Origin of the sequence: Limnospira sp. (assembly GCF_051859755.1) — a bacterium.
Taxonomy (GTDB): Bacteria; Cyanobacteriota; Cyanobacteriia; order Cyanobacteriales; family Microcoleaceae; genus Limnospira; species Limnospira fusiformis.
Genome location: NZ_JBIMLI010000028.1, coordinates 1 through 15,544 on the forward strand (window position 1 = coordinate 1; position 15,544 = coordinate 15,544).

9 protein-coding genes are annotated in these 15,544 nt (G+C 44.4%); 5 read left to right on the forward strand and 4 right to left on the reverse strand.

Translation table 11 applies throughout. The annotated features are described in order from the left end of the window. Window positions 1–509 precede the first annotated feature (509 nt). The 3 genes from glgX to ACTIE0_RS07270 all read left to right on the forward strand — a co-directional run bounded on the left by glgX (window position 510) and on the right by ACTIE0_RS07270 (window position 6,216). Window positions 510–2,576, forward strand: coding sequence for a glycogen debranching protein GlgX (glgX, locus tag ACTIE0_RS07260; protein WP_006622503.1), 2,067 nt, complete (start codon window positions 510–512; stop codon window positions 2,574–2,576). A 35-nt stretch (window positions 2,577–2,611) separates the two neighbouring features. Next, a complete protein-coding gene (gene purC / locus ACTIE0_RS07265; protein WP_006622504.1) occupies window positions 2,612–3,349 on the forward strand; it encodes a phosphoribosylaminoimidazolesuccinocarboxamide synthase in 738 nt (245 codons plus the stop codon). Between the two features lie 236 nt (window positions 3,350–3,585). Beyond that, window positions 3,586–6,216 carry a cell surface protein gene (locus ACTIE0_RS07270; RefSeq protein ID WP_006622505.1) on the forward strand — a complete coding sequence of 877 codons (2,631 nt, stop codon included), beginning with the start codon at window positions 3,586–3,588 and terminating at the stop codon, window positions 6,214–6,216. Window positions 6,217–6,247: 31 nt separating this feature from the next. Here ACTIE0_RS07270 and ACTIE0_RS07275 read toward each other — a convergent pair whose 3' ends face one another. Next, a complete protein-coding gene (locus ACTIE0_RS07275; RefSeq protein WP_006622506.1) occupies window positions 6,248–6,445 on the reverse strand; it encodes a hypothetical protein in 198 nt (65 codons plus the stop codon). A gap of 164 nt (window positions 6,446–6,609) precedes the next feature. Between ACTIE0_RS07275 and ACTIE0_RS07280 the strand changes: the two genes are divergently transcribed. Beyond that, on the forward strand, window positions 6,610–7,506 hold the full coding sequence (locus tag ACTIE0_RS07280; protein WP_006622507.1) for a segregation/condensation protein A: 897 nt from the start codon (window positions 6,610–6,612) through the stop codon (window positions 7,504–7,506). Window positions 7,507–7,870: 364 nt separating this feature from the next. Here the strand turns inward: ACTIE0_RS07280 and ACTIE0_RS07285 are convergent, their stop codons facing one another. The 3 genes from ACTIE0_RS07285 to ACTIE0_RS07295 all read right to left on the reverse strand — a co-directional run bounded on the left by ACTIE0_RS07285 (window position 7,871) and on the right by ACTIE0_RS07295 (window position 12,189). Beyond that, the gene (locus ACTIE0_RS07285) at window positions 7,871–9,487 is read right to left on the reverse strand and encodes a Ppx/GppA phosphatase family protein (RefSeq protein ID WP_006669427.1); all 1,617 of its coding nucleotides are present in this window, start codon (window positions 9,485–9,487) and stop codon (window positions 7,871–7,873) included. Between the two features lie 175 nt (window positions 9,488–9,662). Next, the gene (locus tag ACTIE0_RS07290; protein ID WP_006669425.1) at window positions 9,663–10,961 is read right to left on the reverse strand and encodes a YcjF family protein; all 1,299 of its coding nucleotides are present in this window, start codon (window positions 10,959–10,961) and stop codon (window positions 9,663–9,665) included. 13 nt (window positions 10,962–10,974) lie between these two features. Next, window positions 10,975–12,189, reverse strand: a complete 1,215-nt coding sequence (locus tag ACTIE0_RS07295) for a DNA double-strand break repair nuclease NurA (RefSeq protein ID WP_006618294.1) — start codon at window positions 12,187–12,189, stop codon at window positions 10,975–10,977. Between the two features lie 206 nt (window positions 12,190–12,395). Between ACTIE0_RS07295 and ACTIE0_RS07300 the strand changes: the two genes are divergently transcribed. After that, window positions 12,396–15,455, forward strand: a complete 3,060-nt coding sequence (locus ACTIE0_RS07300; protein ID WP_006669424.1) for an ATP-binding protein — start codon at window positions 12,396–12,398, stop codon at window positions 15,453–15,455. Window positions 15,456–15,544: the final 89 nt, after the last annotated feature.

Genomic DNA, 15,544 nt, shown 5'->3' on the forward strand with positions numbered 1-15,544 from the left:
ACTCCAAGGATTTGGGCGGCTTCCTTGGGTTTGACATATCTGGCAATAGGTTTATCCTCAACTCTTCTCGCTTATTATACCGTATTGCCGTAAAATGTTAACCTAATTTGAGATTAAATCATGCTTTGATTCGGCGACATTGAAAATTGGCATTCCCACGAGATCACCCTGAACTTCAGAGTTGGTAGACTTAACAGTTTCGCCGAGTCTCATTTTACCATAAATCTGTCGCGAAATGTGTCGCGATCGCCTAAAATCTTAAAGGATTTCTTGACAACATCTTGGCCATAGCTGCCTCGATTGGGAACTAGGGGACATCCCTCATAGACTGAACATACTAAGAAAACACCCAAATCTAACTAAAAGTCAACGAGAAACAATTTCTCCCATTAAAGCATGGTTGCTACATACAGCCTTTGAGGACCAACCTCAACAGTTTCCGGTGAGAATTTGGCGTTCCACCTGAGAATATTAAAACCTCTAAGATTTTCAAAGGAGTCGATTAATTAATGAAGTCTGATATTGGGCGCGGTCAGAGTTTCCCCCTCGGTGCTACAGTTTATCCTGATGGGGTCAATTTTTGCTTATTTTCCAAAACCTGTGCATCTTTAGAGTTGCTGTTTTTTGATGCCCAAGATGATGCCAAACCTAGCCGTGTGATCAAGTTTGACCCTCAGTATAATAAAACTTTCTACTACTGGCATATTTTTGTCAAAGGCATTAAGGCAGGGCAAATTTATGGATATCGCGCCTATGGAATGTTTGAGCCGGAATTGGGCTATAGATTTGACGCGGATAAGGTACTGCTTGACCCCTATGCTAAAGCTGTGGTTAATACCGAAAATTATAGTCGGGAAGCGGCCTCCAAACGTGGTGATAACTGTGCTAAGGCTATGAAAGCCGTAGTCGTAGACCCCAAAACTTATGATTGGGAAGATGATAAGCCGCTGGAAATCCCCTATTCTCAAACCGTAATCTATGAGATGCACGTGGGCGGTTTTACCCGCAATCCTAACTCAGGTATTCCCCCGTCTAAACGAGGAACTTATGCAGCCTTAATTGATAAGATACCTTATCTAAAAGACTTGGGAATCACTGCAGTAGAATTAATGCCTGTTCATCAATTTGATGAACAAGACGCTGTTCCGCCTCGAAAAAATTACTGGGGTTATAGTACAGTTTCCTTTTTTGCTCCCCATAGACAGTATAGTTTTAGGCGCGACCACCTCGGACCTGTTGATGAATTTCGCGATATGGTGAAAGCCCTTCATAAAGCGGGTATTGAGGTAATTTTAGATGTAGTTTATAACCACACCGCCGAGGGAAATGAGAATGGTCCGACTCTCTCATTTAGGGGGATTGACAATTCTATGTATTATATGCTGGAGGAGGAGAATCAGTCGTTTTATAGTAACTATAGTGGCTGCGGAAATACCATTAAAGCCAACCATGAAATCGCGGGACAAATGATTATTGATAGTCTGCGCTATTGGGTTTCCGAGATGCACGTGGATGGTTTTCGGTTCGATTTGGCATCAATTTTTTCCCGAAATCGTGATGGTACACCCATGGAAGATGCGCCGATTTTATGGATTATTAAATCTGACCCGGTATTGGCGGGAGCCAAACTAATTGCTGAGGCTTGGGACGCAGGGGGACTGTATGAGGTGGGGTCTTTTGCAGGCGATCGCTTTACCGAATGGAATGGACAATTTCGGGATGATGTTCGCAGTTTTGTCAAAAGTGAACCCAAACAAATCCAACGCCTAGCCTATCGAATTATGGGGAGTCCAGATATTTACCCCAAACCCGATCGCGAACCTCATTGTAGCATTAACTTTATCACCTGTCACGATGGCTTTACCCTCAATGATTTGGTTTCCTATAACCAGAAACATAATCAAGCCAATGGTGAAAATAACCGGGACGGACACAATGATAATCGCAGTTGGAATTGTGGAGTTGAGGGCTTAACTAATGATACCTATATCGAAGCCCTACGCAATCAACAAATGAAAAACTTGTGGACAATTCTGTTAGTATCCCAAGGAACTCCCATGCTGTTAATGGGTGATGAAGTCCGCCGCACCCAAAACGGAAATAATAACGCCTATTGTCAAGATAACGAGTTAGGTTGGTTTGACTGGAGTGATGTCGGTAAACACCCGGAACTATTGCGATTTGTGAAAAATCTGATCCGATTTACCCAAAGACTGCAAATTTTTCGGATTGAAAGCATTTTAGTCATGGACCCCAATAGTAAATTACCTAACATTACATGGCATGGGGTACGCTTAAATAAACCCGATTGGGCAGATTATTCCCGCAGTATTGCCTTTAGTTTACGACATCCCGAAAAACAGGAATATCTTCATATTATGCTCAATTCTTATTGGGAACCCCTCCTGTTTGAGATACCTATTCTCCCAAAAGGTCAACGGTGGTATCGTATTGTGGATACAGCTTTAGCAGTCCCCAATGATTTCTGTACCGAGAAAACAGCCCCCCCAATTCAAGGGAATCACTATCGAGTCCAGGGACGCGGATCAGTTATTCTGATGGCACAGTCCCGGTAGCAATTACCAAAATACTAACTTAACCATCGCGCTATATGTCTGATATCTCTGACCGACAACAACTGTATGAAGGGAAAGCCAAAATCGTCTATACCACTGATGACCCAGAGGTGTTGCTGGCTTACTATAAGGATGATGCCACAGCATTTAACGCCCAGAAACGGGGGACGATTAAAGGGAAGGGTGAAATTAATAACACCATGTCTGGTCATCTGTTCAAACTCCTAGAGGCGGCGGGTGTTCCCACTCATTACATTGATACCCCTAGTCCTAATGAAATGCGGATCAAACGGGTGAAGATTGTTCCTGTGGAAGTGATTGTTCGTAATATCGCCGCAGGGAGTCTGTGTAAACAGACGGGAATTCCCCTGGGAACAGTTTTGCAGCCCCCTTTGGTGGAATTTTGCTATAAAAATGACCAGCTAGGTGATCCTCTACTAACTCGCGATCGCCTCTTGGTGATGAATTTGGCGACCCCAGAACAGCTTAAATCTATGGAAGACCTCAGCCGCCAGATTGACCAGATTTTGAGTGACTTTTTCAGTGAATGTGGTATCACTCTGGTAGACTTTAAGCTAGAATTTGGCATTACCTCTGATGGTCAGTTAATATTGGCTGATGAGATTAGCCCTGACACTTGTCGCCTCTGGGACCAAGCCGAAACTGACCCTAACCTCCGGGTGATGGATAAGGATCGCTTCCGTAATGACCTCGGAAATGTCGAGAGTGCTTATCAGCAAGTATTAGCTAGGATTCTCAGTCGTCTGGGTTGAACTGCCGGGTTCTACCATCAGCCCCCTTATAGGGACACGACAGGAACCCGCGAAACCCGGTTTCTCTCAGTCTTCTGGCTTCCTCAAAAGATTGTGCCAAGAAACCGGGTTGTCTCTCCGAATAATTGGGCAAAATACCTGAAAATTTCGGATTGGGTCAGGTATCTGGGACGGGAAAAGGAATTTTTCCACCTTGAGGTTGTAACATGATCGATGGCTGATTATTTGGTGTGTGGATGTCCAAGAATGTCAATAACATGGGCTTCTGTTCTTTCTGGGTTGCCTGTTTGGCAACTTCAGCAACGTTTGGGCTATCAAATTCTGCTAGTGGTAAAACCCCTCCACTGATTTTCAATGACTATCAAGGGTCTTTGGCAGTTTCTGATCAGTCTAACGATGCTCATAAGGAGTCAGAAGCGATCGCTATCCCTTCTGTCCAATCGGGGACGACCAGCTCAGACCCGACCCAGTTTCCCCTATTTCAACTCAAAAATAACGACTACCAGAAACTGGCAGATTTTCCTCGGTCCGTAAGTTCCCCATTGGTAGCACTGGAAAACGTCGATGATAGCCTTGTAGCGTCCGACAGCACCGCCAGCGCCAGAACACAGGCACACAAGGAGCCTGCCTCGACCAAGGTGGAAATGGGTCTCGCCTCCTGGTCGGAAAATCCACCCACGCCAGTATATTCGCCTTTTGAACCCTCTCTGGGTAAGCCGGAGTCAAAACAGGCGAATTTTGATGTCATGCCGTCAGCAGACCAAATAGCCATTGCTAACCTTCAGGAAAGGTCAAAGTTTAGGCTCCCTCACTCTCCACAAGACTTGGATAGTTCCACCAAAAGCCATTTATTGACCCCTCAGACACCTTTGGCTGTGTCTCAGGAGCGCGCCGCCGGGGTAAGGCCATCAGAAGACTGGTCTAGGGAGCCTCAATGGGTGGTTAATTTGATGCAGGCGATCGCCTACGAGTGTGAACATTGCAGCCTCGACGGCACTAGGGGCCAGGAAAATCTGGAGTTAGCCCAAAATAATCTACCGCCATCAGTCCCCGGAACAGGCCAGCCGGGAGAACCTGATGTGCTAATTGCTGAAGTTCTCGTATCGGGAACTGATAATGAGCAGTTGGTGGATGTTGTCTATGGGGCGATCGCAGTTCAACCAGGACGCACCGCTACCCGTTCCCAACTCCAACAAGATATTAATGCCATTTTTGCCACCGGTCTATTTAGAAACGTCCGAGCTGTCCCAGAAGATACCCCCCTGGGAGTCAGAGTCACTTTTGATGTCGAACCTAACCCTCCCCTACAGCAGGTTATTATCGAAGGAGATCAGGTTCTCCCCTCCGAGGTCGTTGATGCTAGTTTTGCTAATCAATTCGGTCAAATTATCAACCTGCGACGCATTGAAGAGGCGATCGACGATATCCAAACCTGGTACCAACAAAATGGCTATGTACTCGCCCAGGTAATTGCCGCCCCAGACGTTACCACAGAGGGGGTAGTAACTTTAAGAGTCGCTGAGGGCGTAATTTCCGAGATTATAGTTCGTTTCCTCAATGCTGATGGAGACCCAACCGACCCTGACGGTAATCCCGTTACAGGTCGCACCCGTGACTTTATTATCACCCGTGAAATTCAGTTGCAGCCCGGAGATGTCTTTAACCAAGCAACTATTCAACAGGACTTAGGTAGGGTATTCAGATTAGGCATTTTTGATGATGTCCGACTTCAGCTTGAACCTGCCCCCGAAGACCCCACCAAGGCTAATATGATTGTTAATGTCATTGAACGTAGCACTGGGTCCGTCGCCTTTGGGGGTGGTTTCAGTTCCGCCACCGGTTTGTTTGGAACTCTTAGCTATCGTGAAGCCAACTTGGGGGGAAATAATCACCAATTAGCCGCCGAAGTGCAGGTTGGTGAACAGGTTTTACTCGTCGATTTGAGCTTTACAGACCCTTGGATTGCTGGAGACCCTTACCGCACCTCCTACACTGTTAATGCTTTTCGCCGCCGTGGGATTTCTCTAGTTTTTGAGGAAGGCTCCGAAGATGTTAGACTCCCTAATGAAGACCGCCCTAGGGTAATTCGGACTGGTGGTGGTATTAGTTTTACCCGTCCCTTTGCCGAAAATCCTTTTGTTGACCCCGACTGGGTGGCTTCCTTGGGTTTTCAATATCAACGCGCTCAGGTAACAGATTCTCGTGAACGTATCACCCCCCGCGATGAGAGAGGTAAACTTCTTTCCGCTAGTGAGTCTGGCGAGGATGATTTATTTACCGTTCAGTTTGGGTTGGCCACCGATCGCCGTAATAATCGCCAAATTCCCACCAGTGGCTATGCTTTTCGCTTCGGAACAGAACAATCGATTCCCATAGGTTCCGGGAATATATTTTTTAATCGCGTCCGAGGTAGTTATAGTTATTATATCCCCGTTGATTTCTTACAGTTGGTTCCAGGCGCACCCCAAGCCTTAGCTTTCAATATTCAAGCTGGCACAATTATGGGCGATTTCCCACCCTATGAAGCCTTCCCCTTGGGGGGTGCTAACACTGTCCGAGGTTGGCGTGAAGGTGCTTTAGCCGCCGCCCGCAGTTTTGTCTTGGGTTCCGTCGAGTATCGCTTCCCAGTCTTTTCTGTTGCTAATTTTTTGATTGGCGGCGCTTTATTTATTGATGGTGCCCATGCTTTGGGTACTCAAAGCAGTGTCCAAGGAAATCCTGGCGGTATTCGTGGTAAACCCGGCAGTGGGATTGGTTTCGGGGGCGGCGTTCGCATTCAGTCTCCTCTCGGTCCAATTCGGATTGATTATGGGATTAATGATGAAGGCGGAAATCAGATCCACTTCGGTATTGGTGAACGCTTCTAAATCTCCAGTCAATTACATCTAGTTGGGTGCCTCAGAATTCCCAAATAGACAGGGCACCCAATAACCCTACGCCGTGTTTTATTAAAGCGAGAAGGGGGGAAATTAATAAACGTTCTCGGTTCTGGATTAGACGAGCGATCGCTTCCCATTGTCCATCTCGGAAAGTAGCGTCAGGGTTATTGAGGGCGGTTTTTAAATAAGACAAGGCTTGGGATTTTAAAGATTCCATGATCAGTTAAACTCAGGCATACTAGAGACCATCATATTCATTGTAATCAAAAATATCTAAGTCAGCCCTCATAGCCTTATGCTATAATGCGGAAGCCTACATCCAGCTATAGTAGTAAGCACAAGTTCCTGTTCACACCCCAGCCGACCGGAGAAACAACGCCTATGACCTCTGACAAACCCCAGGACGCTTTAGCCAGCCTCTCAGAAGGAATTGCGCTTCTGATTGATTTGGCTAAACAGGGAGAAATAGATCCCTGGGATGTGCGGGTGATTGACGTGATTGATCGCTACCTCAGCCAACTGACTCCCGGGGTTGATTCCGTCTCCAATAATCAGTTTGTAGAACTTTCCCAATCTGGTCAAGCCTTTCTTTATGCTTCTATGCTGGTGCTACTCAAGGCGGATAGCCTCATGGATTCTGATGCGGCTGGGGATGATGATGCTATGATTACCGAAGAGTTAGAATTTTTGGGGGAAGATTCAGAAGCTGAGTGGCTGCGTCCTCAGAATTTGGAACGACAGTTACGCCGCCGCGCTGTGGCTAAGGTTCCCCAAAAGCGTAAAGTCACACTCCAAGAGTTGATTGATCAACTACAATTAATGGCGACTACCATCGCCCAACACCAGAGTCGTCCCCGTCCCCGTCGTAATGTTTCTGTTAACAAAAATAAAGCAGCTAAAGCGATCGCTGAATTAGCACACCAAGAAAACCTGGTCGAGATGGCTGGAAAATTAGAGGAACTTCTCCAGGCTGAAAGTGTAGACCCACAAGGCGATTGGTTAGAACTTGAACAATTATTAGTTCTCTGGTCTAATCTGATTGGTAAGCAGAAAACACACACCCCCAACCTGTTAGAATCCACCAATCTACTCCCAGAGTCAGCCGCAAATACTCCGCCTATTTATAATTCTAAACATGATCGAGTTGGGGTTTTTTGGGCTTTGTTATTATTATCGGCTCAGTCTAAGGTAGAGTTATCCCAGGATGAATTTTATCAGGATATTAAAGTCAGGACTTTAAATATATCCCCCCAGCCTGAATTAAACAACATCCGATAATCAATTAATAATTAATAATTAATAATTAATAATTGTAGGGGCGGGTTCCTCTAGGACCTCGGCTTTCAAGGAGAATATTAATAAACCCGCCCCACCCCACCCGGTAATTAATTAATTAATAATTAATAATTAATAATTGTAGGGGCGCGCCTCCCCTAGGACCTCGGCTTTCAAGGAGAATATTAATAAACCCGCCCCACCCCACCCGGTAATTAATTGATAATTAATAATTAATAATTAATAATTGTAGGGGCGCGCCTCCCCTAGGACATAGCCTACCAACGATAAGATAAATAAACCCGCTTTCTGGGGAGAGGGGGAAAGGGTAGCGCCACATCAATTATCGGGTTAGTTGACAGTTAATTTAAGGCTCTAAAAACGCCGCCAGTTTGATGTTATATTGTTGCTCGAACACATCTTTTTTGATGTCTAAACTCCACAATTCCAAAGCACAATTATCCTGGCGGTCAACCGGTTTCAGTATCAATTTAAACTCTTTTTTATCACGATCGCACTCACAATTAACCTCAGCTACAGCCCCTATTTGACGACGGTCTAAAGCCACCGCTAACCGCATCAAAGGATTAAGACGGTCGATAATGTGACGGTTTTTCTTCGACAAGTTTTGATAATTTTCATGTTTCTTTTTGGGGGCGCTTTTCCGGTGATAACGAGCCAGATTAGCAATCATCTCAATTTCGGTTTCAGTATAACCCAAAAGTTCCCCATTACGGATTAAATAATAGGAGTGTTTATGGTGTGCAGAATGACTAATATATAGCCCGCAGTTATGCAAAATAGCCGCCGCCCACAACAACTCTCGTTCCGCCGATCCATAGTCATGGAGAACGCCATGAGTTTGGTCAAATAGGCTGAGAGAGAAGGCTGCCACCCGTTCACCATGTTCTAAATCTACATTATATTTTTGAGCAATTTTGAGGATGCTACGTTGTCGGATAGAACTTTCATATCGTAGGCGGTCTTCAATCAACCCATGGGTAAGCATCCAATCAACAATTACCCCTTCCCGCAAACTTCTTTCACAAATAGTCAGAGATTCTATTTCTAATAAACTCATCGCCTCCTGTAAAATCAGCGCCCCAGCCAGGATAATTTCCGCCCGCCGATCATTTATGCCAGGAATTTGTAACCTTTCTTGGTAGGATAACTTCCGCAGACGACTAACGATATTGTGTAACTCATTTAAAGTAATTTGGTATCCTGCTAAAGGTGTAGGCTCAGTGCCTAATTTTTCCTTAGCAATCATCACCGCCAAGGTTTCAATTGTACCGGAAGTGCCGACTAAATGGGATACTTTTCGATTGGGGAGATGAAGACGCAACTCATCAACGGGACGTTCCAACATTCCCCGAATATAGGCTTGTACAAACAGAAATTCTGTGCGAGATATAGGGTCAGTTTTGATATATTCTTGAGTGAGACGGACAGCCCCGACCTTGGTACTACTGAGAAATTTAGGTTCTCCACCATCTCCCAAAATCAACTCTGTCGAACCCCCTCCGATATCAATAATAACGTGGGGTTCGTCGTGAAATTCCATAGCCGAGAGGACACCCAAATAAATTCTCCGGGCTTCTTCAGGACCAGAAATCAGGTTAACTTCGAGATCCAATTCATCGGATACTTGTTTGATAAAATCCCGACCGTTGGGCGCTTCCCGGACTGCACTGGTAGCGACAGCAATAACTTGTTCAGCGTTAAAAGTTTTGGCTAGTTCCTGAAAGCGTTTGAGGGTGGCGATCGCCCTATCCATGACTTCCGGCTTGAGTTGTCCTTTAGGTCCACAGTCTCCGAGTCTGACCGTATCTTTCTCTCGGGCAATAATCGTAAATGCGGGTAGACTCTTATCAATTCGCACTATGACCATGTGCAGAGAGTTGGTTCCTAGGTCAATAGAAGCCAAAATATGTTCGCCACTGGGCCTTAATTGCTTCCCTAAATGCGGAACTGATGTAGCCATAACAAATATATATTAAGCGATTCTAAATTCTATCTTAGATCAAAACTTGCCACTTCAATATCCCCTGTAGACAATCTTAGCCACCAGTAGGGGCGAACAGTAGGGGCGAAAAATTTTTCGCCCCGACAATTGTCCTTTGTCTCCTTCTACCCCTTTCCCAGAGGGAGGGGGAGTTTCATGGTCCATTGTCGATTTGGGTTTGAGAATTTTTAAAGGCTTGTTTCATCACCGATTGAATTCGCTTAGGATCGGGTTTTTTGCCACCCATTAAATCCCCGAAATATACACAAGTAGCTTCACCTAAAGCCCCCGTATAAGCAAAAGCCCAAGAAGCAGCGATCGCACTTCCAAAAGCCGGAATAAACTTAATTAATTCCCGACCGACCGCCTGAGCGAGAAATCCACCAGCGATCGCACTAACAATACCCCCAGCTTGGGAGGGGGTAATAGTTTGACCGTAGAGTTTTCCTAGTAACCCCACCATAGACACTTGTAGGGCTGTTAAAACTGGCATAGTCGCAAAAGGTAGGGGAACCGCTGCTATAGTAGCCGCCATAATTGAAAAAGCTAAAATATAGCGCCTTCCCACGTCTCGATATAAACTACTTAATTCCTGTCCCGCCTGTCCTTCCAAAAGCTGATAAATAGTCCTGGCTTCCGCTTCTGGCAACAATTCTATCAAAGTATCCCTAAAAGTTTCTAACCCATAAAATACCGGGGTGTAGCCATCTTCTTCTAGGGTAAAATCAATGGCAACTAGGCGATTATATAAATTATCAAAATCCTCTTGTATGGCATCAAAACTTCGCTGAAAGTCTGGAAAATCCGGCGGATAGGCGGGATGATTTGCCGTTCCTGTGGGGTAGACTTCATGGAGACAAGTTACCACCAATAAACAGGGTAAATCAGGGTATTTTGACCGTAAACTAGCCGCAATAGTTCGCAGGGTATCTGTAGCGAAATCATTAATTTTCACCGTCAAAATTAGCACCCGTGCGCCGCGAGTTTCCTGCTGTAAATTCTCCACCAATTCCGCTACCAACTCATCCGTATCCTGATTAATATCCCCCAGTCCGACCGTATCCGTAAAAATCAGTAAAGGTAGATCCCCGGAAGGGTAAGCATATCGTTGAGTGTTTTGGGTGTGGGGCTTAAATCCCTGGCCGACAATTTCCGCCGAAACTCCTGTTAATCCCCGAACAATGGAACTTTTACCCGCTTGAGGTTTCCCAATTAGCAGCGCTTCTGTAGTTGGAAGTTCAGCCCGGACGCGCTCTAAAATCTCAGCAACTTCGCTCTCACTAACATTAAATAATCCCCCAATTTTATCAGTTATTTTCCCTAGAGTCAAGACTTTTTTCAATCCTTCGCCAAGAGATTCCCATGGCGCTTTATTGGGCTGTTTTTGATGATTCTGGGAAGACTGAGAAGGTTCTGGGGGTAAATTGCTATCAGTATCAGATGGTTCAGACATAATTAAAGGTGTGTTAAGCAATACTTCCGCGTTTGCGTGCTTCTTTGTAGGAGATACCGACGTTAGGGAGTCCGGCGCGAATCATTTGGTCTTCCAGCATAGCAAAAAACCGAGTCCGATCGCCTCCTCTCACCACCGCTTGATTGTGGGCTTCCGCTAAAGCCACCGGGTAACCATAGCCTTTATAAACTTGGGCTAACATAATTGATAAAGCTAACTCAAATTGTTCCGTATTTTCAGCTACCCAAGCCGGACATTCAATTCTAGCGATTTCTGTGCCGACATTCACATAACAGAAGTAGATGGAATCAAAATCATAATAATCTAAAATACGCGATCGCGATCGCCAGAGGGGGCTGCGCTGTCCCGGTTTCAGATAATTAGACCATAGCACCGTATCTCGCAGAGGTTCAGAAATTTGACAGGGGGCTTGTTTAATCTTGCCTTTTTTGTCCACTTGACCGAAATCTGGGCAATTTCGCGCACAATCAGGTTCATTATACGGACACCCTTGCAATCTCAGAAACGAAATAGTTTCGCTACTGCGAGAGGCGCTGACATAACCCATCATCGGAATACCAGACACTTTAATCATATCCCAGGCTTCTAAAATCGGTTCGATAATGCGATCGCGCGCTTCTGTTGGCAATGTTTCCAAAAACCAGTAAACTAGGGAACCATCTACTAAGGCGAGGGCCGGGTTAAGGTTGTCCCCTTGAATCGTAGCAATCTCTCGGGCTGTTTCCGCGAGGGCGATCGCTTCCGAAATGCTGCGTTGGTAGCCCATCCATTCCTCTGTGCGAATACCCCACTGGCGCGAAATATATAGGTCTTCGGGACGATAAAAAATTTCGGGAACACTATCAAGGATCGGGTGGCGACTTTGACCGTAATAGAGGACAACCCTACCGATGTTGATTAGGTAACAATAGGCGATTTCGTGGGCGTTAGGGGCGATTTGGGACCCGTCTGTGGCAAAAACTGTATGGGCGGCGGGTGGTGCTTGAATCGTGAAACAGCTATCTAATTGGTCTATGGGGATGGCGGGATGAAAGGGAATCCGATCTACCCAGTAATTCAGGCTTTCTATCAATTCTTCTTGATGCTTTTGGGCTTCTGTCAGCAGGTTTTGTGCTGCTTTTAGGCGATCGCTCGCCGCTTGGGCTTCACGGGTCAAGTGTTTACTCATCCCTTGCATTTGGCGAGCCAGTTGAGTTAGGTCAAGCATAGTATTCGGGCGTGAAGTCACACCTAATTATAAATCTCAGAGGTTAACTTGATGTAGCTACCCGGAAATACTTATCGCTGATTGCCAATATAAGTTTTTCGGTACATAATATATATGTTAGGCTCTATTGACAATTTTATGCTCACAAATCATCGGGGCTAATGCTGGGTTACTTTTATGATTAACAACTAGGAGTTAATTAGATAATGGATAAAGTCGAAAATTTTGCCTTAACATCTGTTGATCTCAGTAATTGCGATCGTGAACCCATCCATATTCCCGGTAAGATTCAATCTCACGGTTGTTTGCTAGTTCTCCAGGAACCAGAACTAATCATTTTACAAGCTAGTTGTAATACTCAACTATTTTGGGGGCGGGAAGTAGAGGCTGTTGTTGGCAAAACTTTAAGCCAAGTATTTACCCCGATCGCCTTTCAAAAAATATCCCAATCTCTGAAATCCCATGATCTCAAATATTCAAACCCCATTGATATCGAATTAACCCATAACAATACCCCCCAACAATTGACCGCTATTGTCCATCGACATGATCATGTATTAATCCTGGAGTTAGAGCCACATATACCCACACAAACCCACCGCGCTTATGGCATTTATGCACAAATTCAATCTTCCCTTCCCGCTATTGAAAATAAAAACAGTTTCGAGGAATCTGCCCAATTTTTAGCCCAGGAAATTCGCCAATTAACCGAATACGATCGCGTTATGATTTATCGGTTTGAAACTGATGGGAGTGGCATTGTCGTAGCCGAAGATAAAAAACCAGAATTAGAGCCTTTTCTCGGACTCCATTACCCCGCTTCCGACATCCCCAAACAAGCCCGACAACTCTATTCTAAAAACTGGGTGAGGATTATTGTTAATGTTAATGATAATCCCGTCGCTATTTACCCTCTTCATAATCCCATTACTCAAAAACATATCGATTTGAGTTATGCCACTCTTAGGAGTGTTTCCCCTATCCATATTGAATATCTGCAAAATATGGGGGTTTCCGCTTCCTTGTGTATTTCTCTCATTAATGACCAAAAACTATGGGGTTTAATTGTTTGTCATCACTACAGCCCTAAATTTGTCTCCTATGAATTGCGCCAAGCCTGCGAATTATTAGGGCAATTTATGTCAGTGGAACTGTTCCGTCAATATCAAAAAAATTGGGAAGCCTATCAGATTAAAGTCAAAAAAATTCAGCAACTCTTTAGACAAGAACTCTCCGTACATGAATCGGATTTAATTAATCGAATTAGGACAATGATTGATTCTAGTGGTCAACATTTACTAGAATTAGTTAATGCTCAAGGTGTCGTCATTGGCTTACAGGGAGAACTCACTGAGTTCGGAGAAACTCTCCCTCAACCCGATTTAGATGATCTACTCTCCTGGCTGCGTAGCTATTACCCACAGGAAATTTTTTATACCGATCGCCTCGCTGAAATTTACCCACCTGCTCAAAATTACATCAACCAAGCCGCTGGGTTGCTGGCTATTTCCATTTACTTAGATCAAGCCACTTATCAAATAGTTTGGTTTCGTTCAGAAATTATCCAGACTGTTACTTGGGGGGGGAATCCTAACAAAGCAGTTGTTATTGATGATCATAACCAAATGCGCCTATCTCCTCGCCAATCTTTTGAAGCCTGGAAAGAAACAGTTAGTGGTCATGCTTTGGGTTGGAATGAATTAGAAATTAACGCCGCCATGGAACTCCGCAATACTTTAATGTTGGCGGTTTTGCATTTCTCTCATTTCGCCTTAGAAGAAGTTGCGAAACGCGCGGAAATGGCGAATCGAGCTAAAAGTGAGTTTTTGGCTAATATGAGCCATGAAATCCGCACACCCATGAATGCCATTTTGGGTTTTTGTGATTTACTCAAAGGATTGGTTGAAGATGATAAACAACAATCTTATCTCGATGCGATCGCCGCTGGGGGTCGAGCCTTAATTAGTTTGATTGATGATATTTTGGATCTCTCCAAAATTGAGGCGGGAAAACTTGAACTTGAGTATCACCATGTCTATTTGCCAATATTACTACAGGAAATCCAGCAAATATTTTTACCCACAGCTATGGCTAAGGGTTTATCACTACAGATTAATTTTGAACCCAATGTTCCTAAAATTATCGCATTTGATGAAGTCCGACTCCGCCAAATTCTCTTTAATATTGTCGGAAATGCTATCAAATTTACCGAAGATGGTTCCGTTACGATTTCGGTTCGCGCCCAAAATTGTGATGATGATTCTCGCATCACTCTGGAAATTATGGTAGCAGATACTGGTATTGGAATAAATCCAGATCAGCATCAACAGATTTTTGAAGCCTTTGTACAAAGTGAGGGACAAAGTAATCGTCGCTATGGTGGGACTGGACTCGGTTTGGCTATTACTCGAAGACTCACCCATCTGTTGGGAGGTACACTAACTCTCGACAGTCAGTTAGGCTTAGGAAGCGTTTTTACTTTTACCTTTCCTGATGTCCAAATTACACAATCTCATCAATTAATTAATCTACAACCCGCCATTTATTTGTCAGATTTAATCCCCTCTACTATCCTAGTGGTCGATGATGTCGAGTCTAACCGCAAGCTAATTGCTGGTTATTTTGATACCACAGAACACCTACTGCTAGAGGCTAAAGATGGATACCAGGCGATCGCTATGGTTGAAACTCATCATCCTGATGTCATTTTAATGGATCTACGAATGCCCGATTTAGATGGCATTGCGACCAGTCAACTCATCAAACAAAACCCCCACACTGCTAATATTCCCATTGTTATGTTAACCGCTTCTGTGGTCGCCAAAGATTTTGAATTAAGTCAAAATTTATGTCAGGGATATCTACGCAAACCTGTCAATAGAGAGCAACTCGCCGCTGTATTATCCGATATTTTAGCACGCAAAATCGATATTCAACCGCCTAACATACCTCAACAATTAACTGAAAAAACAGCAATTAATATCACTAAATTACCCTTGAATCAATTGCTAGAGTTAAAGGAAATTTTACGCAAGGAAGAAGAGAAAGGATGGCCAGAATTACGCGATCGCATGACTCAAAGAGAGTTGCGATCGTTTTTGCGACGCTTACAAAAGTTAGCTAAAAACTATCCCTGGAAGCCTCTCCAAGATTATGTCACCATTCTCGATCAGCAATTTGCAGACTTTGATTGGGATAACTTACCAGATACTATCAATAACTTCCCCACATTAAGGCGATCGCTTCAACAACTAGATTCTCCCTAGTCCCCCCGGTACTAAGTCATGGCTTTGTAAAGATTTTGTCATGAGTTGATGAAACTAGCCTCCAGATCATCTATAGAATCTTTGAATTT